The sequence below is a fragment of the Pelomonas aquatica genome (genome assembly GCF_026712205.1).
GTDB lineage: Bacteria > Pseudomonadota > Gammaproteobacteria > Burkholderiales > Burkholderiaceae_C > Pelomonas > Pelomonas aquatica.
In genome coordinates this window covers 249,898-273,808 of record NZ_JAPPUW010000004.1, presented here as the reverse complement: position 1 = coordinate 273,808, position 23,911 = coordinate 249,898, and the positions used below count along the sequence as shown (strand labels likewise).

General features: G+C 71.4%; 12 protein-coding genes. 8 read left to right on the top strand and 4 right to left on the bottom strand.

The genetic code is table 11. The features are described 5' to 3' along the window. Positions 1-239: 239 nt before the first annotated feature. The 8 genes from NYP07_RS06260 (at position 240) to NYP07_RS06225 (ending at position 10,621) form a co-directional block, all read left to right on the top strand. A complete protein-coding gene (locus NYP07_RS06260) occupies positions 240-818 on the top strand; it encodes a hypothetical protein (protein WP_268148542.1) in 579 nt (192 codons plus the stop codon). Positions 819-822: 4 nt separating this feature from the next. Further along, the gene (locus NYP07_RS06255) at positions 823-1,725 is read left to right on the top strand and encodes a peptidylprolyl isomerase (protein ID WP_276596962.1); all 903 of its coding nucleotides are present in this window, start codon (positions 823-825) and stop codon (positions 1,723-1,725) included. Further along, entirely contained in the window at positions 1,722-3,128 is a 1,407-nt protein-coding gene (locus NYP07_RS06250; protein WP_268148538.1) for a TolC family outer membrane protein, read from the top strand. Before NYP07_RS06255 ends, NYP07_RS06250 begins: the two co-directional genes overlap by 4 nt. A gap of 145 nt (positions 3,129-3,273) precedes the next feature. Beyond that, entirely contained in the window at positions 3,274-5,043 is a 1,770-nt protein-coding gene (locus NYP07_RS06245) for an HlyD family efflux transporter periplasmic adaptor subunit (RefSeq protein WP_268148536.1), read from the top strand. Positions 5,044-5,055: 12 nt separating this feature from the next. Next, positions 5,056-7,221 (top strand): site-2 protease family protein, encoded by a 2,166-nt coding sequence (locus NYP07_RS06240; RefSeq protein WP_268148534.1) that lies wholly within the window; start codon positions 5,056-5,058, stop codon positions 7,219-7,221. Then, positions 7,214-9,211 (top strand): preprotein translocase subunit SecA, encoded by a 1,998-nt coding sequence (locus tag NYP07_RS06235; protein ID WP_268148532.1) that lies wholly within the window; start codon positions 7,214-7,216, stop codon positions 9,209-9,211. The genes NYP07_RS06240 and NYP07_RS06235 overlap by 8 nt, the downstream gene beginning before the upstream one ends. After that, on the top strand, positions 9,208-10,047 hold the full coding sequence (locus tag NYP07_RS06230; protein WP_268148530.1) for an efflux RND transporter periplasmic adaptor subunit: 840 nt from the start codon (positions 9,208-9,210) through the stop codon (positions 10,045-10,047). The genes NYP07_RS06235 and NYP07_RS06230 overlap by 4 nt, the downstream gene beginning before the upstream one ends. Positions 10,048-10,396: 349 nt before the next feature. Further along, on the top strand, positions 10,397-10,621 hold the full coding sequence (locus NYP07_RS06225; RefSeq protein WP_268148529.1) for a GDCCVxC domain-containing (seleno)protein: 225 nt from the start codon (positions 10,397-10,399) through the stop codon (positions 10,619-10,621). A gap of 67 nt (positions 10,622-10,688) precedes the next feature. On the opposite strand, the gene NYP07_RS06220 is transcribed toward NYP07_RS06225, so the two are convergent. The 4 genes from NYP07_RS06220 to NYP07_RS06205 all read right to left on the bottom strand — a co-directional run bounded on the left by NYP07_RS06220 (position 10,689) and on the right by NYP07_RS06205 (position 23,626). Then, positions 10,689-12,803: a phosphocholine-specific phospholipase C gene (locus NYP07_RS06220; RefSeq protein ID WP_268148527.1), complete on the bottom strand. Its 2,115-nt coding sequence runs from the start codon at positions 12,801-12,803 to the stop codon at positions 10,689-10,691. 98 nt (positions 12,804-12,901) lie between these two features. Next, entirely contained in the window at positions 12,902-14,167 is a 1,266-nt protein-coding gene (locus NYP07_RS06215; RefSeq protein WP_268148526.1) for an alkaline phosphatase family protein, read from the bottom strand. A gap of 347 nt (positions 14,168-14,514) precedes the next feature. Further along, positions 14,515-19,263, bottom strand: a complete 4,749-nt coding sequence (locus NYP07_RS06210; protein WP_268148524.1) for a hypothetical protein — start codon at positions 19,261-19,263, stop codon at positions 14,515-14,517. Between the two features lie 10 nt (positions 19,264-19,273). Then, positions 19,274-23,626, bottom strand: a complete 4,353-nt coding sequence (locus tag NYP07_RS06205) for a hypothetical protein (RefSeq protein ID WP_268148522.1) — start codon at positions 23,624-23,626, stop codon at positions 19,274-19,276. Between the last annotated feature and the right edge of the window lie 285 nt (positions 23,627-23,911).

The following is a 23,911-nucleotide window of genomic DNA, read 5'->3' as shown; positions in this document are numbered from 1 at the left end:
CGAGCTGCGCCGGCTGGACGCGTCGCTGCAGGGCATCAGGCGCAACGAGATCTCGGGGCTCTCCTTCGCGCCCGATGGATCGCTGTGGGTGGCCTCCACGCAGGGCGAGATCTACAAGCTGCACAAATGAAAAAGCACCCTGCGCCAATCCGCGAAATGCCCCCTGGGTACGGGGTGTGGCCTCGCCCGGCCCTTTCTTATCATGGGGAGCCCAGCCTGGACTCAATCGGAGGTCTCGCATGAAGTTCCGAACTCAAACAAAGCGTGTGGCCCAGACGAGCACCGGGCCAGCCGGGCGGGTGTTGCGGGCGATGGCGCTCGGTGCCGGGCTGCTGATGTCGGCGATGGCCTGGGCGGGGCCTTCGGTGACCTATGTCGCCACCCAGGGGGCTGGAATCAGCTGGAGCTACGACTACACCGTCACCGGCCCCATCGACCAGTTCGGCGGCATCGACCTGGTGTTCGGCTACGCCAGCTATGCCAATCTGGCCTCGTCTTCGATCGACCCGTCGATCGTGATCACTCAGCCCGACTCGGTGGTGCTGCTGGATGGCGATGTTTTGGCGACGTTCGATAGTGCCGCTTTGGGCAGTGGCAGCACCGCGATGTTCTCGGTGAGCTTCGACTGGCTCGGTGCCAAAGGGTCCATGCCCGGCCCCCAGGCCTTCAGTATCTTCGATGCGAACGGCGGCTTTGTGCTTGCGGGGCGCACGACCCCTACCGGATCGAACCCCTCGCCGCTCCCCGAGCCCTCGGAAGCCACACTGGCCGTCGTCGCTCTTCTGGCGCTGAGCCTGACCCGTCGCCGCGCCGCCTGAGCCGATGGTTCGCGCTCGGGCAAGCCGACTCCAGGGACTGGCCTTGGCGCTGGGGGGCCTCGGCCTCGCGGCTTGCGGGGGCGGCGGCGGTGGGGGAGGTGGGGGCACGCCCAACCAGCCGCCCGTGGCGTCGGCCAAGTTGAGCGGCGAGGCCGTGCTGAACGCGTCGACCCTGTTCGACATCAGCGCGAGCAAGGATCCCGACGGCAGCATCGTCAGCCACAGTTGGGCCTATGGCGACGGCCAGAGCGGCAGCGCCGACACTCACGTCTACACGGCCACCGGCAACTACACGGCCACGCTGACGGTCACCGACAACGGCGGTGCCACGGCGACGACCACGGTGGCCGTGGCCGTGGCCAAGTGCAGTGCCGCGGGCACCAAGGCCTCGACGCTCAGCCCCTGGCCCAGCGTCTGCGTGCAGACCAGCAAGGGCGAACTGGTGTTCGAGGTCTACGACAAGACCTCCCCGATCACGGCCGCCAATTTCCTGACCTATGTCGGCGAGGGCTTCTACAACGGCGTGATCTTCCATCGCGTGATCCCGGGCTTCGTGATCCAGACCGGCGGCTATGCCAGTGGCCTGGTGGCGAAGCCGCCGACGCACGCACCCATCACGCTGGAAAGCAACAACGGCCTGAAGAACTGGCAGTACACGCTGGCCATGGCGCGCACCAGCGTGCCGGACTCGGCCACCAGCCAGTTCTTCATCAATCTCGTCGACAACCATTCGCTGGACTACGACCCCAAGCAGGCGACGCCCAACGGCTATGCGGTCTTCGGCCAGGTCATCTCGGGCACCTCGGTGGTGGATGCGATCGGGACGGTTGCGACCGGCGCGGCCGGCGGGCTGACCGACGTGCCGGTGCAGGAAGTGCTGATCCGCTCCGTGGTTCGGATGCCATGAGCCATCAGGGCGGCCCGGTCCGGACGATGCGATGGCCCGGCCTGCTCGTGCTGGCACTGCTGGCCGGCGCCGGGCCTGCCGGGGCCGCGGGGTGGCTGTCTGCCGTGCGCGACGACGCGCTCGGCCTGGATCCCGCGGTCGCGGCTGCCCAGGCCCAGCTGCGGGCCGTCGAGGAAAAGGTGGTGCAGGCGCGCGCCGGCTTCGGGCCCACGGCCAACATCACGGTGGATCAGAACCAGACCCATTACGCCGAGACCCTGTCGCGGCGCAGCTTCCATGGCACCGTGACCACGCTGCAGGTCACCCAGCCCCTGCTGCACAACGAACTGTTTCCGGCGCTGAAGTCGGCCCAGGCCCAGTTCGAACAAGCTCGGGCGAGCCTGGCGCAGGTGCGCGACGAGTCCACCGTGCGCCTGCTCGAAGCGGTGTTCGACGCCCTCAAGGCGCGCGATGCGGTCACGCTGGCCAGCGCCCAGCGCCTGGCGGCCGAGGAGCAGCTGGCTTCGGCGCGGCGCAGCTTCACGGTCGGCAATGTCTCGGTCATCGACGTGCGCGAGGCCGAGGCCAAGATCGATACCGTCGATGCCCAGGCCATCGCGGCGGCGGCCGACCTCGCGCTGAAGCAGCAACTGCTGACCGAGCTGGCCGGCCGGCCCCTGCCGGAATTGCTGGAACGCTCGCTCGACGGCGACCGCATGCCCGACCTGCCGCCGGCGTCCATGCTGGAGTGGCTGGCCGATGCGCAACTGCACAACCCGCAGCTGCAGGCGGCGCAGCGCACGCTCGAAGCCTCCGAAGCCGAGCTGCGAAAGGCCTGGCAGGGGCATGCACCCACCGTCAACCTGACCTACACCTACACGAACAACGCCGACACCGGCACCGTGACCAGCATCTTCCCGCGCCAGGGCCAGGCCTCGGCCGTCGGCGTGAGCCTCAACATCCCGCTGTTCGCCAGCGGGGCCACGCAGGCCCGGGTGCGCGAGTCCATGGCCCTGCGCGACAAGGTCCGCGCCGATGTCGATGCCGTCAGGCGCACCGTGCAACTGGGCGTGCGCCAGAACTTCAGCGCGGCCCTCAGCTCGGTGAGCCTGGCGCATGGGCTCGAGACCGCGACCCGCTCGCTCGAAGTGGCCTTCCGGGCGAACCGGCGCGGCTACGAGGTCGGCATGAAGGTGAACGCCGAGGTGCTGGACGCCCAGACCAAGGTCTTCGAGTCGCGGCGCAACCTGTCGCGTGCCCGCTATGACGCCTGGCTGAGCTACGTCAAGCTCAAGTCCTATGCCGGCATGCTCGGCGACGAGGACATCGACGCGCTGGACCGCCTGCTCGTGGTCTCCCCGTCGCAGCAGCCCCAGCCGTCCCGCGCCCGCACGCCGGCGCCGGGCGAGGAGGCGCCGCAATGAGCGCCGCGCCGGGCCGCCCCAAGCAAGGTCGCTCCCGCCTGGCGGGAGTAAGCCCAGGCACCGGATGCCCAGTGGGCATCCGGTGCCTGGCGAACGCCTGGCCGCGTCGTCGGCCAGGCAAGGCCGCAGGCCCAAGGGTGCGCCCATGAGCGCACTGCCCGCACCCAACGCCGATGCGTCCAAGGGCCGCGAGGTCCAGCCTGCGGCCCTGCCTGCCCCCGGCCTGAACGAGGCGATCGAGTCCTGGCGTGCCAGGCTGGCGGGCGCCGGCGTCGCCTGCCGCGCGGTGGCTCTGCACGGCAGCGATCCGCAGTTCCAGCTCAGCCTGCCCGAGACCCTGTCCGAACTGGCGCCGCGCTGGGCCGAGTTGTGCACCCAGGTGCAGGCCGGCGGGCCGCTGGGCCTGGTCCGCGCCGACGAGCGGCCCGGCAGCGACCTGCTGGTCGTCAGCGCTATCCAGCTGCCCGACGGCGAGCTCGGCGCGGTCGGCGCGGTGCTGGCGCCGCCGCATAACGACCGGGTCGTGCAGTTGCTGCTGCTGTCGCTGGGCTGGCTGCAACTGGCGCTGGCGCTGCCCGGGCTGAGGATCAGCCAGCGCGCCACCCGGCTGCTGGAGCTGATGGGCCATGTCGGCGCCCAGTCCGATGCGCGTGCCGCGGCCCAGGAATGGCTGAACCGCAGCGCCGCCTGGGCCCGCGAGGAAGCGGGGGAGCCGCAGCCCGACCTCGGCCTGATGCTGTTCGAAGTGCGCGCCGGGCGCCCGTCCTGGTGGGTCAGCGCTGACAGCGCCTGGACCGAGAAGGCGTCGCCCGCGCTGGAGGCGGCCGCCGAGATCGCCGTGCAGGCCATCGCCGAGCAGCAGGAGGTCAGGCCCGAGGGCGGCTGGGCGATGCCGGTGCACGACGATGGCCGCGTCGTCGCGGTGCTGGTCGCGCGGCTGCAGCGGCCCGCCGGCACCGCGCTGCCCGAGCCGGCCCTCGACGTGCTGCGCGCCAGCCTCGGCCTGGTCGAGCCGCTGCTGCGCCACTGGCGCGAGGCCGACCGCCCGCTGTGGCGGCTCGCGCTGGGCCGGCTGGGGGCCGCGCGGCGCAGGCTGTCCGAGCCCGGCCATCTGGCGTGGAAGCTGGGGTTCGCGTCGGCAGTCGCCGGCCTGCTCGTGCTGCTGGCCGTGCCCGTGACCGACCGCGTGACGGCCAATACCGTCATCGAGGGCCGCCAGCGCCAGCTCGTGACGGCGCCCTTCGACGGCTTCGTCCAGCAGGTCCTGGTGCGGCCCGGCGCCGAGGTCAAGCGCGGGCAGCTGCTGGCGCGCCTGGACGACCGCGAGCTCAAGCTCGAACAGGCCCGCCATCGTGGCGAGCGCGAGCAGGCGGCGGGCCATCTGCGCCAGGCCATGTCCGACCGCGAGGCCAGTGCCGTGGCCCTCGCGCTGGCCGAGGTGCAGCAGGCCGAGGCCCAGCTCTCGCTGGTCGAGGCCAAGCTGGCCCGGACCGACCTGGTGGCGCCGGCCGACGGCCTGCTCGTGAGCGGCGACTGGGTGCAGCAGATCGGCGGTCCCGTCGAGACCGGCAAGGAGATGTTCGAGATCGCTTCCGGCCAGGGCTACCGCGTCGTGCTGCAGGTGCCCGACCGCGACATCGCGCGCGTCCACGCCGGCCAGACGGGCACGCTGCGCCTGACCGGCCAGCCGCACGAGGCCCACGAGTTCCGCGTCGAAACGGTCACCGCCGTCGCCAGCGTGCAGGACAGCGTCAACGGCTTTCGCGTCGAGGCCGGCTGGGTCGGGCAGGCGCCGCCGCTGAGTCCCGGCATGCAGGGCATCGGCAAGATCGAGGTCGGCCGCGCCAACCTGCTGACCATCTGGACGCGCAGCTCCGTCAACTGGCTGCGCCTGAAGCTGTGGTCCTGGTGGTGAGGCGGGCAGGCGATGACGGCGATCTGGTCCGAACACTGGCATGCGGTCCGCTTCCTGCGCCCGCGCCTGCGTGAGGGCGTGCAGGCGGTGCACCGCCGCCTGCGCGGCCGCCATTGGGTGCTGCTGGTGGACCCGCTGACCCAGCGCTTCCACCGCATGCCGCCCTCGGTCTGGCGGCTGCTGCAACTGCTCGACGGCCGGCGCACCCTCGACCAGGTCTGGCATGCCGCCTGCGCGCTGCCGGCCGACGCGGCCGGGCAGGCCGGGCACGAGGCCGTGTCGCAGAACGATCTCGTCCAGCTGCTCGCCAACCTGCACGCCAACGACCTGCTGCAGAGCCAGGTGGCGCCGGACGCGGCCGAGGCGCTGGAGCGCTACAGCCGCCAGTCCAGCCTGCGCGCCCGCCAGAGCTGGATGAACCCGCTGAACATCCGGCTGCCGCTGCTGCACCCCGATGCCTGGTTCCAGCGCCAGGCCGGCCTGGCGCGGCGCATCGTCTCCTTGCCCATGCTGGCGCTGTGGCTGGCCCTGGTGCTGCCGGCCGCCGTGCTGGCCTGGCAGCACTGGAGCGAGCTGACCGACAACCTCTCGGACCGCGTGCTGGCGGCCGACAACGTGGTGCTGCTCTGGCTCGTCTATCCCGTCGTCAAGGCCGTCCACGAATGGGCGCACGGCATCGCCGTCAAGGCCTACGGCGGCACGGTGCGCGAGATCGGCGTGATGTTCATGATCTTCACGCCGGTGCCCTATGTCGACGCGACCTCGTCCTACCGCTTCGCGTCGAAATGGTCGCGCGCCTTCGTCGCCGCGGCCGGCATCATGGCCGAGCTCGCACTGGGCGCCATCGCGATGTGGGTCTGGCTGCTTGCCGAGCCGGGGCTGGTCACGGCCGTGGCCTTCAATGTGGTGCTGATCGCGGGCGTCTCGACCGTGCTCGTCAACGGCAACCCGCTGATGCGCTACGACGGCTATTTCATCGCCTGCGACCTGCTCGAAATACCCAATATGGCCCAGCGCGCCAACCAGTATTGGGTGTACCTGCTGGACCGCTACACCTTCGGTGCGCGCGATGCACAGCCGCCGCTGCAGGTGGGCGGCGAGCGCGCCTGGCTGGCGGTCTACGGCCTCGTGTCGCCGCTGTACCGGGTTTTCATCACGATCAGCCTGATCTGGTTCGTCGCATCGGAATACCTGCTGGTCGGCGCCGTGATGGCCCTGCTGGCGCTCTGGTCGACGCTCGTGCTGCCGGTCTGGAACGGCTGGAAGCATCTGAGCCAGGGTGCCTCGCTGGCGCAGCGCCACGACCCGGCGCTGCGGCGCAGCGGCCTCGCGCTGCTGCTGCTGTTCATCGTCTTCTTCGTGGTGCCCATGCCCTTCCATTCGGTGCATCAGGCCGTGGTTTGGGTGCCCGATGAAGCCATCGTCCGCGCGCCGGTGGCGGGGCAGGTCCGCTCGGCCGGCGTCGAGCGCGGTGCGGCCGTGGCGGCGGGCCAGGTCGTGCTGGCGCTCGACAACCCGAGCCTGAGCGCCGACGTCGCGCGGGCCGCCGGCGCGCTGGCCCAGGTGCAGGCCGAGCTGCGCCGGGCCGAGGTCGAAGCACCGGCGCGGCTGCAGGCGCTGCGCAGCGAATCGGCATCGCGCAGCGCCAAGCTCGGGGATGCCGAAGCGCGCGTCGCCGCCCTGCAGCTGCGGCCCAGCGTTGCCGGCCACTGGGTGCCCAAGGCCGCCACCGAGCCGGTGGGGCGCTATGTCAAGCGGGGCGAGATCGTCGGCTATGTCGTTGCCGGCCCGTCCAGGGTCGTTCGCGTGGCCGTGCCCCAGGAAGACATGGACCTGATCCATTCGCGCCTGCAGGCCGTCCAGCTGCGCCTGGCCCGCGAGCCGGCCGAGGCCGTCGATGCGGAGCTGAGCCGGCGCGTGCCGGGCGGCGACTTCGAACTGGTGTCGCCGGCCCTCGGCACCTCGGGCGGCGGCGAGATCGCGGTCGACCCCGCCAAGCCCGGCGCCGTCCACACCCTCAGACGCGTGTTCGACCTCGAACTCACGCTGTCGCAGCCGACGACCCTGCCGCTCTTCGGCGACCGCGCCTATGTGCGCTTCGACCTGGGCGATGCCCCACTCGGCTGGCAGTGGTTTCTGCGCCTGCGGCAGCTCTTCCTGGCGAGGCTGAATGTTTGAACCCCGACTCGCCCGCAGCGCCGCCGGCAGCCTGTTCCGCCGTGCCGACACCCAGCGCGACGAACGCGCGGGCGAGGCGCCACGGCCGCTGGAAGACCTGCTGCGCAACACGGCGGGCTGGCTGCCGCCGGCACGGCTGTCGCAGCGCGAACTGCGGCAGCTGGTGGATGCGGTCGCCCAGGCTGGCGTGGCCTTGCGTGCCGCCAGCGACGCCGAGGTGGCGAGCCGCTTCCGCGCCGAGGTGCAGGGCCTGCGCAACGGCGACGCCGTCGACTCGCCGCATCTGCCCAGCGTGCTGGCCTGCGTCGCCCAGGCCAGCGAGCGCCGCCTGCAGCTGCGCCCGCACCCGGTCCAGCTGGCCGGCGCGCGCGCGCTGCTGGCGGGCCGGCTGGCGGAGATGCAGACCGGCGAAGGCAAGACCCTGGTGGCGGCCATGGCCGCCACCGCCATGGCCGGCACGGGCGCGGCCGTGCATGTGATCAGCACGAATGACTATCTGGCGCGGCGCGATGCCGAGGGCATGGCGCCGCTGTTCGGCTTCTTCGGGCTGAGCGCCGGCTGCATCCAGGGCGGCATGAGCGAGGCGCAGCGCCGCAGCGCCTACGCCCACCCCATCTGCTATGCGGCGGGCAAGGAAGTCGTGTTCGACTACCTGAAGGACAGCCTGGCCGGCCACGGCCTGCTGCCGGCGCGCGTCAGCCATCTGCAGCGGATGCTCGCCCCGGCCCAGCGCGCGCGGCAGCAGCCGCTGATCCCGGCCCTGCACTTCGCGATCGTCGACGAGGCCGACAGCGTGATGATCGACGAGGCGCGCACACCGATGATCCTGTCCCACCCGGCGCCGCCCTCGTTCGAGGTCGCGCTGCTGGAGTGGGCCATTGCGTCGGCGCGCCGCCTGAAGGCCGGGCGGGACTTCAAGATCGGCGCCGGCCGCCAGCTCGAACTGCGCGCGGGCGCGCTGGCCCATGCGCTGCCGCTGCCGCAGGACACGCCCGCGGCCTGGCAGACCGCGGCCTGGCGCGAGCAGCTGCTGCGCCAGGCGCTGAGCGCGCTGCACCTGTACCGGCGCGACCAGCACTACATCCTCGCCGAGTCCAAGGTCGTGATCGTCGACGAGTCGACCGGCCGCGTGATGCCCGACCGCTCCTGGGAGCAGGGCCTGCACCAGCTGATCGAGACCAAGGAAGGGGTGCCGCTGACCCAGGGCCGCGAGACGCTGGCCCGCATGACCTACCAGCGCTTCTTCCGCCGCTACTACCTGCTGTCGGGCCTGACCGGCACGGCGGCCGAGGCTTCGCGCGAACTGTGGTCGGTGTACCGGCTGCGCGTGCTGCGCATCCCGCCCAACCGGCCCAAGTGCGTGACGCGCCGCGCCGACCTCTGCCTGCCCGACGCCGACGCCAAATGGGCCGCCGTGGCCGCGGCGGCCGTCGGCAGCGCGGCCCTCGGCCGGCCGGTGCTGATCGGCACGCGCAGCGTGCAGGCCTCGGAGCAGATCGCCCAGGCGCTGTCGCAGGCCGGCGTGCCGCATGTCGTGCTCAACGCGCGCCAGGATGCCGAGGAGGCGCAGATCATTGCGCGCGCCGGGCTGGCCGGCCACATCACGGTCGCGACGAACATGGCCGGCCGCGGCACCGACATCCGCCTCGACGAGCAGGCGCTGGCCGCGGGCGGGTTGCATCTCATCCTGACCGAGTTCCACGAGTCGCCGCGCATCGACCGCCAGCTGTTCGGGCGCAGCGCGCGCCAGGGCCAGCCCGGCGTCGTGCAGGCCATCGTCAGCAGCAGCGATGCGCTGTTCGACCACCAGCCGCGGCTGCTGCGCCGCGCGCTGCACCGGCCCGGCTGGCTCGGGCGGCTGATGCTGCGCGGCCTGGTCAGGCTGGCCCAGGCGCAGGCCGAAAGGCGCGCCTACCGCGTGCGCCTGCAGACCCTGAAGCAGGACCGCGAACTCCACCGATTGATTGGCTTTGCAGGGCGGGTGACATGACACAGAGACGAGGGTTGATGGCGGCGGCCAGGGTGCTGTCGGGTGCACTGCTGGCGCCCGGCCTGGTGGCGCCGGCCGCTGCGGCCGAGTTCGACTGCCTGATCGAGCCGGCCCAGGTCGTCGAGGTGCGCAGCCCGGTGGTGGGCCTGCTGGAGCAGGTGCATGTCAGGCGCGGCACGGGCATCCGCCAGGGGCAGGTGCTGGTGACCATCGAGTCCAGCGTCGAGCGCAGCGGCGCCGATGCGGCGCGCTTTCGCGCCGGTGCGCAAGGGCCTTTGCAGCAGGCGCGGCACAAGGTCGCGGCCACGCGCGAGAAGGCGCGCCGCATGGCCGAGCTGTATGGCGAGGAATTCGTGTCGGCCCAGGCCCGCGACGATGCCGCGGCCGATGCCAGTCAGGCCGAGGCCGAGCTCAAGACCGCCGAGGAAAACGCCGAGCTGGCGCGGCTGGAAGAGCGCCAGGCCGTCGACACCCTGAACCGCCGCCAGCTGCGCAGCCCCTTCAACGGCGTGGTCGTGGATCAATACCTCTACCCCGGCGCGCTGGTCGAGCCCGGCGACAACAAGAAGCCCATCCTGAAGATCGCCCAGACCCAGCCGCTGGCGGTGCAGGCCATCCTGCCGTTCCGCTATCTGCCGCAGGTCAAGGTCGGCGGGCGCGCGACGGTGATCCCCGAGAAGCCGTTCACGCGTTCGCTCGACGTGCCGATCACGACGGTCGATCGCGTCGTCGACTCAGCCGCCGGCACCTTCGGCGTCATGCTGCTGCTGCCCAACACGGGGCAGGAACTGCCGGGCGGCATCCGCTGCAGGCTGAGCCTGCCCGGGCTGGATTGAGGGCGGCGGGCCCGCCCGCCTCCTGCAGCCTTCCCCGGCCGTCGCGTCGCACGCGCACCTGATTTCGGACGGGGCCTGCGGCAACCCGCCTTGACCGCGCCCTGTCGTCAGCCCGGTCATTGTTGAACCCCTTGACTCCGTACCCTGTACGGTTCCTAGACTGCGAGGCAACGACGAATTCAGGACTGCCGATGCCAGCGCTCAGGTTCGGGGGACTACTCGCCGCCGGGGCCGCATGCGCCGACCCGACGATGCTCAAGCGTCGGCGGCTGATCTTCCGGATCGTCGGCATCGTGCTCCTGGCCTTGTTGGCGGCGCCCGGGGCGGGCCATCCCTCGACGGTGCGCATATGACCGTCGCGCCCGTGCTCGAATCGGTCCTGACCTGCCCTCGGTGCGGCCATGCCGAGGCCGAGCTCATGCCCACGGACGCTTGCCGGTTCTTCTACGAGTGCGGGCAATGCAAGACCGTGCTGCGCCCGCTGCCGGGCGACTGCTGCGTGTTTTGCTCGTTCGGATCGGTGAAGTGCCCGCCCGTGCAGCTGCAGCAGGGCTGCCCAGGCCGGCAGGCATGAAGGCCGTCCGTGGCGCGGCAGGGGCGCGTCGACCCTGCCCGCCGCCAAGCCGCTCCGGAGCCCCGGCTCAAGCGCAGCAGGCCGCGCCGCCCATGGCCGGGTCGGTGATGCCGTCGCGGCCGTTCTCGATGCGCCCGGCCAGTTCGAACCTGAAGTCGGCGTCACCGTCCACCGTGACGACGAGGTCGTACCAGGCGCCATGGCGCACGGCCGTCCATGCGCCGTGGTGGCTCTCGCCCGGCTGCAGTTCGTGGCTGCGGGTCTCGCCGCTGTAGCGGTCGGTCAGGCGCACGAGGGCGCGCTGCGGCGAGAGGTTGCGGATCCTGATCCGCAGGCCCTGGGCGGCGCGCTCGTAGTGCGAGCGCAGCTCGAGGTTGGCGCGGCTGGCGCCGGCCGATGCGCCGCGGAAGGCGCGCAGGAAGCCGTTGGGGCCGTGCACCTCGAGGTCGTAGCGGGCCAGGCCGGCGGCGCTCCATTGGCCGGTGAGCTGCTTGCCGGGCTCGACGGTGTAGCAGCGCGGCAGGTCCGCGGCGTTGGCCGAGCGCACCTGGAAGGCCGCCGTCGCGGTGCCGCTGTTGGCCATCGCGACGGACAGCTGGCCGGTGGCGGTGTCCAGCGTCGCGTCGGCATGCAGCTCGTAGGGCAGGGCGCGCGACGGGCGCACGCCGCGCTCCTGCCGGGGCAGGGCCTGCGCCGCGGGCACCGCCAGCGCGAGGTCGGGCTGCTTGGTCTTGTCGACCGGCATGTACTGGGACACGTCCATCAGCTTGGGCGGCGCGGCATTGGGCGTGCGGAAGTCGAAGGCCGACAGCAGGTCGCCGGTGATCGCACGGCGCCAGGGCTGGATGTTGCTTTCGACGAGGCCGGGGTGCTCGTCGGCGAAACGCCGCTCGATGAACTTGATCAGCGAGGTGTGGTCGAAGAGCTGGGAGTTGACCCAGCCGCCGCGGCTCCACGGCGAGACGACCAGCAGCGGCACGCGCAGGCCCAGGCCGTAGGGGCCGCTCGGGTGGTGCGCGTCGCCGGGGAAGATCTCGTTCGTGACCGGCACCGTGGAGGCGCCCATGTCAGGCGTGGCCGGCGGCGTCGGCGGCACCATGTGGTCGAAGAAGCCACCCTCTTCGTCGTAGTTGATGAAGAGGGCGGTCTTGCTCCACACCTCGGGGTTGGCCGTCAGCGCGTCCAGCACGCGCGCGATGTACCAGGCCCCGAAGTCGCTCGGCCAGTTCGGGTGCTCGCTGTAGGCCTCGGGGGCCGCGATCCAGCTCACCTGCGGCAGGCGGTCGGCGGCGATGTCGGCGCGCAGGTCGGCCAGCAGCTGCAGCGGGTCGCGGTTCTGCAGCCTGACCTCGGTGCCGCTCTTGGCGCGGTCGGCCAGTGGCGTGCCGGGCAGCGCGTCCTGGTACTGCTTGAAGTAGAGCAGCGAGTTGTCGCCGTAGTTGCCGATGAAGGCGTCGCCGGTCCAGCCCCACCAGACGCTGTCGCTCTGGAACAGGCCGTCACCCTTGTCCTGATAGACCTTCCAGCTGATGCCGGCCTCCTGCAGGCGCTCGGGGAAGGTCTTCCAGCCGTAGCCGGCCTCGGCGTTCGTGATGACCGGGCCGCCGCCCTTGCCGTCGTTGCCGACCCAGCCGGTCCACATGTAGTAGCGGTTCGGGTCGGTGGAGGTCATCGCCGCGCAGTGGTAGCCGTCGCAGACGGTGAAGGCCTCGGCCAGCGCGAAGTGGAAGGACAGGTCGCGGCGCTCGTTGTGGGTCATCGTGACGATGCCCTTGCTGGCGATCCACCGGTCGTAGCAGCCGCGGTTCCAGGCCCCGTGCCCGTCGTTCCAGCCGTGCGGCGGGTCGGGCAGATAGGCCGAGCCCAGATGCGGCACCTGCGGCCGGTAGGGCAGCACGTCGCCGCCCGGCGCGGGCTGCATCCACACCGGCTTGCCCGAGGCCAGCTTCATCGCGCGCGGGTCGCCGAAGCCGCGCACGCCGGCCATCGTGCCGAAGTAGTGGTCGAAGGAGCGGTTCTCCTGCGTCAGGATCACGATGTGCTGGACGTCCTTGATCGTCCCGCTGCGATGGAAGGCCGGCACGGCCAGCGCCCTCGTGATGCTGTCCGGCAGGGCGGACAGCGAACCCGCGGCGGCCAGCGCCTTCAGGACCTCGCGGCGCGAGCGTGAGTCGTTCTTCATGAGCTTCTCCTTGGATGTCGTGCAGGGCCCGGCCGGCGCGGAGCGTCGGACCGCGCGGCCGGCCGGGTGGATGGGATGGGGTTGAGGCGCGGGGCGGCTCAGCGGCGGCCTTCCGCGAACAGGTCGGACATCACGTCGACGCTCGCGTCGCAGGCGTGGTTCAGGCAGGGCAGGCCCAGCGCGCCCTCAATGGTCTTCAGCAGCGAGAAGTGGTTGTAGCGCCTGCTGCTGACGACGCCGTGGGCGCCGTAGTTGGTGTCGACGATCAGCATCACCTGGTTGGTGTTGGGCACGGTGCTGTAGTCGTTCTCGTCCCACAGCACGACGATGGCGCTGCGGCGTTCATCGTTTTTCCAGGCCTTGGACGCGCGGATGGCCTGCACGATCTTGCGCACGGCCACGTCGCCGGCCTGGATCAGCGCCGGGTTCAGGCCGGCCTGGCTGCCGTTGTCGGTCGGGTCGTAGGCGCAGAAGGCGCCGGCGTTGCCGCGGCCATGCTGGTCATTGCACTGGTTGGGCGCGATGAAGGAGAAGCTGGGCACATGGCCGGCGGCCAGGTCCGCATAGAGCCCGCGCTCGCCATCGAAGCCGACGATGTTGCGATAGCCCAGGTTGTGGTCGCTGCCCTCCTGGACGCTGCGGAAGTAGACGAACGGGTTGTGCTTGGCCGCGTACTGCTTGACGATGTTGGCCCTCGTCAGCGGCGGGTTCAGGGCCGGCGTGATCTTCGTGAAGTCGGTCAGGTTGCTGTAGACGCCGTCGCTGTAGTTGATGCGGTCGGCGCCTTCGAGCGGCAGGTTTTCCTGGTAGCTCTTCCAGCTCTTGCCCATGCGCGCGAGCTGGTCGGCGATGCTGATGCCGCTGACGCCCGACATGGCCGGGATGGACTGCACGCCGTCGATGTTGATCGTGCCGGGCGCGCCGCTGGCCTCGTTGGTCGTGTCGATCGCGACGACGGCCGCATCCGTGCCGACGCCGTAGATGGGGCAGATCGCCGGGCTGGGCGGGTTGTCGGTGTTGGCCACGCCGGTGGCGAGGTTGGTCGCGCAGGCGGCGTTGTGCCAGTCCGGGTCGTTGTCGCTGAGCACGCCGAAGTTGGAGCCGCCGACGACCTCGAGGTAGTTGTTCAGGCTCGGGTGGGCGATCGCGAAATAGTTCGCCGACAGATTGGCCGAGCGCGCCAGGCTGTTGATGAAGGGCGCGTTCGGGTTGTTGGCGATCTGGCCGTAGCCGTGGTTCTCCATCATGACGACGAAGACATGGTCGAGATGCGGCACGCCGTGCGGCGTGGCGCCTTCGCCGGCAAAGGCGCCGGAGACGAGGCTGGCCAGCGCGAGGCTGGTGGCGGCGAGAGCGAGCTTCATGAGGTTCTCCTGGTGTGACGTTGGCGGCGGGAGCGATGACGCGTCCAGGGCATTCACGCGGGTCGGGCGACGCGGCGGGTCGGGAACGAACTGCACGTCAGGGCTGTGCCAATGCTTGTTGCCGGCGATGACGGCGCGGTGACATGGGCGTTGCAGGGCGGAGGGGCATGGCGAGGCCGCTCAGCCGCGCCGGGGCCTCGGCGCCTGGGGCGTCGCGGCCCGGTGTCGCGCCGGGCGGGCTCACAAACCGATGCAATTGCGACCCTGCCGTCACCCGAACGCGGGACGCGGTCCGGCGCCCCGCAAGCGTCATCCGCAGCGGTGGATGGCCGCCGCGGCGCGCGTCCTCAAGGCCGGTAGCCCAGCACGTAGAACTCCCGCGCAAACACGAGCCGCTCGGCGACGCCCGGGCGGGTGACCCGGCCCAGCGGCGTCTGGTCGGTGACGTTGAAGTCGCCGAAGTGGCGCTCGTACTCCCGCAGCATCAGCCGCCAGCGTTGGCCTTCGGGCATGGGTGGCAAGGCCATCAGGCCGCTGAAGAGCAGGTCGTTGCGCAGCAGATGCAGGTTCTGCAGCCCGGCCTGGAAGATCTCGGTCGAGATCGCCGACGTGCCGAGCGCCGACGCCGCAACGTTGAAACCCTGGCCGGCAGCGGCCGCGTCCACGGCGCGCCGCGGGCCGCCGGGCGCGATCTGCCCTGGCCTGGCCTCGCCGCCGAGCGGAGGCACGCCGGCGAGGTCTGCCCAATCGAGGTCGGTGGCCAGGCCGCTGGTCTGGTGCTGCACCACCAGCTCGATGCGGTTGCGCCCGCGGTCGTAGCCGAGCAGGGGGCCGAAGGCGTCGGCCAGGCCCGGGTCCGCATCGAGCCGGCCGACGAGTTCGCCGCGGCCGGATGCCGGGCCGATCTCGGGCGCCGGGCCGAAGACCCGAAGCGCCACGCCGGACTGGCGGCCGTGATCGAGCCGGGACAGATGCAGCTCGCGTGTCGGCGGCAACTGGGCGTACTGCGTGTGCTGCACCGGCGACAGCGCGCAGCCCTGCAGGGCATGGGGCTGTACGCGCACGAGGGCCAGCCGCACGAAGGGGCTGTAGCTGGAGCCGGCGTCGATCTCGATGTCGGCGAACCAGAGGCGACGCTCGAAGTCGTAGTGCACCCGGTGGGCGGCCACCACCATGTCATGGGAGGCCTCGGGCAACCACAGCCTGAAGTCGGCGACCCTCGCGCTGAAGGCGCCGGGGTGCATCACCGGCCGCGGCCGGATGCTGTCGAGGATCGGGTCCTGGCCCCACTGCGAGACCAGGCCGACCAGTTCGGGCTGCAGCTGGTCGAAGCGCTGCCGGCTGGGGTCCGACGTGCCGCAGATCACGCCCAGCAATTCGCCCTCGCCGCTGGAGAACCAGGGCCGCTCGAGGTAGACCCGCAGGCCGTTGCCGCGGCGGATGCAGGCGATGCCCTCGGCCAAACTCGTGCCGTGCTCTTCCCAGCGGAAGGTGGGCACCGCATAGGCGATCCTGGGTGCGTCGGGGCGACGGCTGGCGGGCACCGCGCTGCCGGCCCGCGGGGGGCCGGCGTCGTCCAGCAGCGGCGCGCCGAGTTCGACGTCGGGCGGCAGGGCGGCTGGCGGCAAGGCAGCCGGGTCGGGATATTGGGTGGCGTAGTTGGGGGGCAGGTCGAAGCCGCGGCCGGCGAATACCGGCCCGACGCGAATCATCTGGGCCGGGTCCTCGCGCAGCGACGCCGGCAGGTATTCGGCAAAGCGCGTGCTGGCGCGCAGGCTGTACTGCACCAGGCGGAATTTGTGGTCCCCGAACTCGTGGCGGATGTGGGCATGCGCGGCCTCGGCGCCGCCCCTGCCGAGGGCTTCGAGCAGCACGCCGCTGGCGGGCTCCTGGCTGCGCAGCGGCGGCGAGGAGATGTCGACCTGGGGCAGGCGTGCGCTGAAGGCGCGGCGCACCGGGGCGGGCTGGCTCGGGTCGTCCTGCCACTCAAGCCACGCGGCCAGCACCTCAAGCTGCGCCGTGGAGCGAGCGTGGTAGCGCACCAAGGTGCGGCGCAGCTCTGCCCAGGTCTGGCCAGGGTTGCGCATCGGGTTGAGCCGCTCGAACAGCGGTTCGCAGACCGGCTGCTGGGTGGCATGCACCAGGGTCAGGGGCCGGTCGGGCGTGATCATCCAGTGCGCGCCCAGCACGCTCTGGATCGCCACCTTGGCGGGGGTGGCCGCCAGGCGCGGTATCGCGAGCTGGTTGACCGCCTCCGGAGCGATCGCACTGGCGTAGCGCACATGGGCCACTTCGCCCTTGCGCAGGTAGACGGTCAGCACACGCGCCGCGGAGTCCCAGGTCGGCAGCCGGTCGGGCAACTGGGCGCCCACCGCGCAGCCGTCGAAGCCCGACAGCTCATCGGGATGCTCGGCCACCGCCAGGCGCAGGCCCCGCCGCCCGGGCCAGGCGCCGGACAGCGGCACGATGACGACGCACTCCTCGCTGCCCGGGATGCGCACCGCACGCACCTCGTCGGCGGCATCGATCACGGCCTCGGCGAAGACGCCGGGCAGGCCGCGCAGCGCCACGGCCGCGGCGATGGGGTCGGGCAGATAGGGCGTGGCCAGCGCCGCCTCGGTGTGGATCAGGTACTCCCCCGGTGCGAGGCGGAAGCCCTCGGGCGGCGCCACGGCCAGGTCGCGTGCCGGCGAGCGCGGTACCGCGCCGTCCTTGGGCGGGGTGACGATCTGCACCGCGGCGCCGCCGTCGTAGAGGGTGCCGGCCTCCAGCGCGGCGATGAGCTCGTAGGCGTCGGCGATCTGGGCGGGCGTGGCTGCCGCTCCGATGGCGGTCTCGAAGGCGCCATGCTGCTCGGCCATGGACTGGCTGGTCTTGGGCGGCACCATATGCCGCTCGTTGACCGCGGCATAGGCGAAGCCGCTGTCGGTGGGCAGGTTGCCGGCATAGGGGGCGCCCGCGAGATAGCTCGCACAGCTCTGGCCGAAGTTGCTGCGGATGACCATGCGCTCGAGGGACTCGCCCTCGCTGACGCGACCGCGCAGGGACAGGACCGGCGGGTCCAGCGGTTCGTAGCGCAGATAGGCGATGGGTTCGCTGGCCTCCTCGAGCTTGTCCAGCGAGCCGTCGTCGAAAGCCAGACTGTTGCCTGCCAGGTCGACCAGGCGCATGCGCATCCGGTAGGCCTGGCCGAAACGCAGGCGCGGCAGGCTGCCCGGGGCGGCCTTGACGTCGCGGGTGACCGGCGAGCCGTCAGGGTGGGTGTCGGCCGCGGTCTGCTCGTCGACCCTTTCCTCCTGGATCAGGCCCAGCTTGGCGCGAGCGGCGGGCGGCGTGCTGCTGTCCGGAAAGGGGCGGATGCGCCGGCCCGGCCGCGGGGCGACCAGGCTCCAGCCGGCCCATTTCACGAGGGCCTCGTGCAGATAGTGGTCCTGCGTGGCGCCGGGGGGCAGCTCGGCAGCCGGTTTGCTGGTGGTCGATGCGCCGCTCACGTAGCCCTCGTCCCTGGCTTCGTCGAGGGCGGGCGCGGCGGCGTGGCCGGCGGTCCAGCCGTAACGCGCCAGGCGCTGGCACAGCGAGCGCCACTCGCCGCCGGCTTCGCTGAAGATGTCGACCCGGTAGCCGCGCAGCACGTCTTCGGCAAACCAGACGATCTTGTGGCCCTGATGGGCGTCGACCGCGTCGTTCTTCAGGCTGGAGGCGATGGCGTCGTCGGCGACGTGGCCGGCGCGCCCGTGCTCGACCAGCGTGATGCCCTGGCTGCGCAGCGCGGCCAGGCTCTCGCCCTGGCTGGTGGTGTAGCTGAGCTCGCCGGGCCGGCTCAGGGTGCCGGGGTCGCCGGCATCGGCGACCTTGGCGAGATGGTCCTGCAGGCTGAGCGCAAAGCCGACGGTCTTGAGCGCGGCGCCGTCGGGGTCGACGGCGGTGAGGGCGAAGCCGCGGTCCTTGCCTTGCAGCTCCTGGGCCTGGGTGCCGATGGGCCGGGCGCCGCCCAGGCGCAGCAGACCGGCGCGATGGCGATCGGTGCGGGTGTCGCAGGCAAAGCGGCGCGGCGTCAGCCAGAAGGCCGTCGAAGGCAGGCTCTCCTCGGTGCCGACGCTGTAGGCCGGGTGGGCCACTTCCAGCGTCATCGTGGCGCGCAGCAGATGGCCGGGCAGGCCGGCCGCCTGGTCGACGAGCTCGCGGCTGCCGACCACGACGGCATCGAGCACCAGCCCGAGCCGGCGCATCACCGAAGGCGCGTCGGCAAAGCTCGCAGCCATGCGGTGGAAGTCGAACTCGGGCGCCTTGACCGGGGCGCTGGCCGAGCCGGCGACGGGCAGGGCGCTGTAGGGACGGGCGTTCTCGGGGCGTTGATAGAAGCGGTTGGCCTGGTAGAGGGCGTACTCGCTGTCGCTGTGGAACTGGCCGGCCGCCGCGCCGCTCAGATTGGCGGGCAGGGCGCGGCGCAGCTTGCGCGCGCTGACGTAGCTGCTGCCGTTGTCGCGCGGCCTGCCGTCGATGCCCACCACCGTGGGCGGGGCCACGCCCTGGTCGCTGAAGTAGAGCTCGTCGAGCCTGGCTTCGAGTTCGGTGACGCCGGTCTCCTTGCTGCGGCCGTCGCTGAACCAGCGGCCGATGCCGCCCCGCTGCCGCCCGAGGCGGCCGATGCCGATCTCGGCCAGCATGCCCTGCAGGCGGCTGCCGGGGCCGAAGAGGCTGGGCCGATCCAGCCCGTCCGCCTCGGCCAGTTCGCCGTAGTGGGTGTGCAGATAGCTCACCACGGTGCGCACCGGGAAGGAACGCAGGTTCTGCCGCGAGAAGTCGTTGTAGGCGTAGCCGGCAACGGGCAGGCGGGCCGGAAACACCTCCTGCCACACGTCGGTGCCCGGGGTGCTGACCGGCTTGAGCTCGAACGCCCTCGCGCCCACGCGCAGCGCGAAGCGGCTCCGGGCCAGGCGGCCCGGCCAGTCGAGCAGATCGGGGAAGGCCGCGAGGACCTGCTCGTCGGGCGCCTGCGGCGTGAGCCGGAACGAGGGAACCAGCGAGACGATCAGCTCGCCACGCGTGTCGAGGCCCTTGGGCAGGACGGTCCAGATGATGCTTTGCTTGGCCATCTCGGGCTCCTCAGGCGAAGGCTTCGCAGTAGTCGCGCCAGGCGTATTGCGTGGCGGGCGTGATGACGCCGCCGTCGTCGGGGCCCATCAGGGCCGCGAAGGAGGGGTCGCCGCTGGACCCCGCGAACTTGCGCTCGGCGGAGATCTGGACGCTGGCCGAGAAGAACAGCACATGCACTTCGATGGTGAGGGTGGCGTGGCCGATGCACTTGCCCTCCTCGAAGATGTAGACGAGGTCCATGTAGAGCTCGATGGACGCCGAGATCAGGCCCAGCACGTCCACGAAGCCGCCGAGCCGGAAGTAGCCGGTCAGCGAGGCCTTGTCGGGCTCCATCTTGAAATAGATGCCGGCCATCACATGCACGCCGCCGCTGGCCACGCCGAAGTCGATGGCGATGGCCGCGCCGAACTCGAAGCTGGCCTCGAGCTTCTGCACCCCGTGCGGGTCGATGCAGATGCCGAAGAAGCCGCCGCCGCCGAACAGGGAGACCGTCAGGTTGAAGGGCTGTTCGCGGGTGCAGAAGAAGAAGCGCACCGACAGCGGCTGGCCGATGAAGGGCACGCTGAAGCCGGCGCCGAGCGACAGGTTCGTCAGGCTCATCACTCCGACGGCGAGATTGGGCAGGGCCATCGAGAACTGGGCGTCGATGCCGTGCTCGTCGACCGTGAGGCTGGGCGGATCGGAGAAGCCGTCGAGCGGGATCAGCGAGCGCAGCGATTCGACGAAGGACAGCACGCCGATGAAGTGGATGCCGGAGAAGCCGACGTCGACATTGGTCTTGAGCGAGGAGTCGGCGCTGAACTCGATCTTCTCGAACTCGAGCTTGATGAAGCCCGAGTCCTTGTCGCCCAGCAGGTTGAGGTCGAAGTGGGTGAGGGCGCAGCGCACCTTGGCGACCGGCGTGCCGCCGCTTTTCTTCACGCGGGCTTCGACCGCCACCACGAAGCCCTTGGGATCGTGCGGGAAGAACAGGTTCGGGATGCCGCCGAGCGAGAAGGGCTTGAGCGTGGGGTTGAAGGCGAAACGCACGACGATCTCTTCGCCCACCAGCGATTCGAGGATGGGCAGCAGCTTGTCCACCGCGCTCAGCACGGTGTCGAGGTCGGCGATCAGGCCGAGCAGGGTGCTCTTGACCGCCCCCTCGATGAGCTGCAGCGGCTTGAGCGCGCCGGCAAAGCTTCCCAGGGCGGTGTTCAGCGCGGTGAGCAGGGGGCCGAGGGTGCCGGCCTTGATCAGGGCCAGCAGCTGATCGGGGGTGACCAGGACCTGGGTCAGCGCGGTGAAGGCCGCCCTGGCCTGGGTGACGACGGCGGGGATTCGCGTGAAATCGGCCAAGGTGCCCTGCGCCTGCTGCAGCCGCTGCTGCACCAGGGCGATCTGCTGGCGCACCACCTGGATGGTGGCGCCCGAGAGGCCGTCGGCACCCGGGATCGCGAGGGCGGTGTCGCGCGCGGCGAGCGCGCCGGCGAGGGTCTGCAGGGCGTTCAGCAGCGGATCGAGCGCAGTCTGCAGCGCCGCCGGGTTGGACAGCAGGCTGGTGCCCGCGCTGCCCAGTGACGCCGCCACGCTGCCGGCCGCGCTCGCCACCGCCTGGGCCTGCGCCTGGAGTGCCGCGGTGGTGCTGTCCAGCACCGCGAGCTGCCTGGCTGCGGTGTCGAAGGCGAGCTGCATCGCCTGCGTGATGACGGCCTGGGCGGCCTTCTGCACCAGCTCGACGATCACGTCGTCGAGCTTGTCGAGCTGGCCCAGCCGGCTGAAGAGCGCCTCGCCCTCCTGCAGGGCCTCGGTGACGAAATTGGGCATCTCCTTGAAGCCCAGATCGCCGGCGATCTCCTGGATCAGGCCGCCCAGCGGGATGCAGCCGAACAGCAGGGGCGCGAGGCTGCTGAAGAAGTCCGTGGGCTTGAACTGCCCCGCCGCGACCTGGCCCAGGTCGCCCGAGACCGGCCCCTTCAGGCGAGACAGCCCGCTGGGCGCGAGATTGGGCTGCACGAAGCCGCCCGAGCGATGGCCGCAGCTGGTGAAGTCCAGCCCCTGGCCGCCCATGATCCGGGCGTAGACCTCGCCGGGGCCGAAGCCGCTTTGCCGGGCCAGGTAGCCGCTCTCGTAGGCCAGCGCGTTGCTGCCCGCGCCGCCGGTGAGCGCGCCCACCGCGGGCAGCCGCACGTTCGCCTGGAGCAGGCTGGCGCGCATGAAGGGGCTGCTGATCCTGCCCTGCAGGCCCTCGGTCTCGGCACCGAACTCCAGGGAGTCGATCTCGCTGGCGGTGTCGCCGGGCTTGGTCGACGGGGCCAACGCCACCTTCTGGCGGTTGAGCAGAGCCGTGCGCCGGGCGGGTTTGTCGGCCCTCAGCCAGTCGTCGCGGGCGGCGACGAAATGGGGCATGGGGTCGCCATGGCCCGCCGGATTGGCCAGCGTGTTGTCGATGAAGATGCCGCCCAGCCCGAAGCGGATCTTCTTGCCGTCCAGGTCGGTCGCCTCGTACTGGAACTGGAACGGCTCGCCCTGGCCCGGCAAGGTGGGCCAGAACAGGCTTTGGCCGTTGGAATCGATCTGGGTGAGGTTGGGGTCGGCGATGTCGGGCGTGACCTCGGTGAGCAGGCGCACCACGGGGAAGGGCATGGCCCGGTGGAAGTAGTGCGGCTGGCCGCTGACCATCTTGAACAGATTCGTTTCGGGAAACTCGCGCAGCGGTTCGCGCACGATGAAGTACATGCGCTGCAGCACATAGGCGGCGTTGCCCGGCTGCTGGTTCATGAAGAAGCGCTCGCTGACCTTGACCAGCGAGACCCGGTGGCCGAAGGGCAGCAGATAGCCCTTGTAGATGATGCGCACGTAGTGATCGCGCGCCTGGGCCGCGTGGTGCACCCATTGCTCGACCGACAGGCCGTTCGGCACCGCCCAGTTGCCGCGCGCGTCGAGCCAGCCGCCCAGGGAGGAGAGCATCAGGCGCTGGCAGTCGACCGCTTCGTGGTGGCCGCCCGGCAGCGCGAAGTTGCCGCTCAGGTGGGCGATGTTGCAGCGGTCGGCATCGTCCATGGTCTGCCGGAACAGCGGCGCGGGCGTGGGATCGTGCGCGGGCACGACGGGCACGGCAGGCCAGTGGTCGGTGAAGACGCTGTGGTTCGACTCGGGGCCGCCGCGCGCCCAGATCGCACGGATGGGCTCGTCCAGCGGCTGGTGGATGCCGGTGTCGGCCTCGCCGGATTCCGCCAGGCGCGTGTGCCAGAGCGCGGTGTGGCCGGTGGGCGCAAAGGCGGCGGGCCGGGTGTCGTGGGTGAAGCGGGCCACCCCATTGGGCGAGATCAGCAGCCGGAAGGGCAGTTCGAGCGCGGTCTCGTCCGCATTCGGCTTGCGCGGCCTTGGCACGGTCAGGTACTTGGTGGCCGGCGGGTGGAAGACGCTGATCGCCTCGGCGGCGCTGCCCAGCGCCATCGCGCCGAAGGTGCTGGGCAGCCGGGGCGCCTGCGCGCCGGCCGCGGACTTGTCGGTCTGCGAAGCCGCCTCGGCAGCGCCGGCGGGATCGTGGAAGGGGATGTCGGCCCGCCTGAGCAGCACGGTGCCGGCGGCGGTGCCGAGCTGCCGTGCGAGCTGCTGATTGCGTTGGGCGCTGGCCAGCAGGGCGCCGCGCTGGGCCATGCTCAGGGCGGCATGGGCGGCCGCCACGTCGCCCTTGAGCGTGCGCCGGTAGATCGGCCACTTGCGGGGGCGGCGCGGCGGTTGATAGCGGGCGTTGGCCGCCACGTTCAGGGTCAACACGCGGCAGGCCTGCAGGATGCCGGCCTGCGTGTAGGGCACGGGCCAGATGCCGGCCTTGCGCAGCTTGGACTCGTCGAAGATGAACACCAGGCGGCTGGGGTAGGCGATGCGGCTGCCGATCGGCGGCGGCGCCAGGGGTTCCAGCGGCGGCGGAGCCGGCGAGGGCGGCGGCTGGTCGGTGTTGCTGTCGACATGTCCATCCTGGTACTTCAGCGCGGGCGAGGCCGCGAAGAAGACCCGCTCGGCAATCGCCTGGGGCGCGAAGTGCAGCCCGATCAGGGCCGGGCCGCGGCCCGCCAGGGCCAGCACCGGCGGGCCGCCCGCCGGGTCGGGCCAGGCCTGCAGGCCGCTGAGTTCGAGGTGGAAGGAGAGCAGATCCTGCGAGCGCAGCACCCATTGGCCGGGGTGGCGCAGGGCCTCCGGCGTGATCGGCCCGCCGAGCCGCACCGCGGCGATCAGATCGGGCCTGGCGATCAGTTCCTGGAGGAACTGGCTGGCCGCCAGCTGGCGGTGGCGCGCCGGCCGCAGTTCGCCGCGTCTCGGGGTTGGGCTGGCCTCGGCATCGCGGGCGCCGTTCTTCTGGACCTTGCTGTTGACCGGCATATCTGGCCTCCCTGCGTCGCTGCGAGGTTGACGCGCACGGGCTGCCCGTGGCGGCTTGACAGGGCGCACCCACGGCGTGGCTTCACCCATGGCGCGCGATTGCCGCCCTTCCTTGCGCCGCTGTCCATCCCGAGAATCAAGTTGCAGGCGGGAGTCGGGCCGTCTCGCCGCAGGCCCGGCTCGGTCCAGGCATCGCGGGCGACGCGATGCCGTTGCGGCACGCCCCGTCGTTCCGTCGGGGGCGATGGCGAACTGCTTCCCGAATGGCCCCGACTCGCGGACCAA

What these genes read in the sequence shown, in the direction of transcription:
- NYP07_RS06220 (WP_268148527.1), bottom strand. Translation starts at nt 12,803, where the DNA reads ATGAAGAACGACTCACGCTCGCGCCGCGAGGTCCTGAAGGCGCTGGCC.
- NYP07_RS06205 (WP_268148522.1), bottom strand. Translation starts at nt 23,626, where the DNA reads ATGCCGGTCAACAGCAAGGTCCAGAAGAACGGCGCCCGCGATGCCGAG.
- NYP07_RS06255 (WP_276596962.1), top strand. Translation starts at nt 823, where the DNA reads ATGGTTCGCGCTCGGGCAAGCCGACTCCAGGGACTGGCCTTGGCGCTG.
- NYP07_RS06235 (WP_268148532.1), top strand. Translation starts at nt 7,214, where the DNA reads ATGTTTGAACCCCGACTCGCCCGCAGCGCCGCCGGCAGCCTGTTCCGC.
- NYP07_RS06225 (WP_268148529.1), top strand. Translation starts at nt 10,397, where the DNA reads ATGACCGTCGCGCCCGTGCTCGAATCGGTCCTGACCTGCCCTCGGTGC.
- NYP07_RS06210 (WP_268148524.1), bottom strand. Translation starts at nt 19,263, where the DNA reads ATGGCCAAGCAAAGCATCATCTGGACCGTCCTGCCCAAGGGCCTCGAC.
- NYP07_RS06215 (WP_268148526.1), bottom strand. Translation starts at nt 14,167, where the DNA reads ATGAAGCTCGCTCTCGCCGCCACCAGCCTCGCGCTGGCCAGCCTCGTC.
- NYP07_RS06260 (WP_268148542.1), top strand. Translation starts at nt 240, where the DNA reads ATGAAGTTCCGAACTCAAACAAAGCGTGTGGCCCAGACGAGCACCGGG.
- NYP07_RS06240 (WP_268148534.1), top strand. Translation starts at nt 5,056, where the DNA reads ATGACGGCGATCTGGTCCGAACACTGGCATGCGGTCCGCTTCCTGCGC.
- NYP07_RS06230 (WP_268148530.1), top strand. Translation starts at nt 9,208, where the DNA reads ATGACACAGAGACGAGGGTTGATGGCGGCGGCCAGGGTGCTGTCGGGT.
- NYP07_RS06245 (WP_268148536.1), top strand. Translation starts at nt 3,274, where the DNA reads ATGAGCGCACTGCCCGCACCCAACGCCGATGCGTCCAAGGGCCGCGAG.
- NYP07_RS06250 (WP_268148538.1), top strand. Translation starts at nt 1,722, where the DNA reads ATGAGCCATCAGGGCGGCCCGGTCCGGACGATGCGATGGCCCGGCCTG.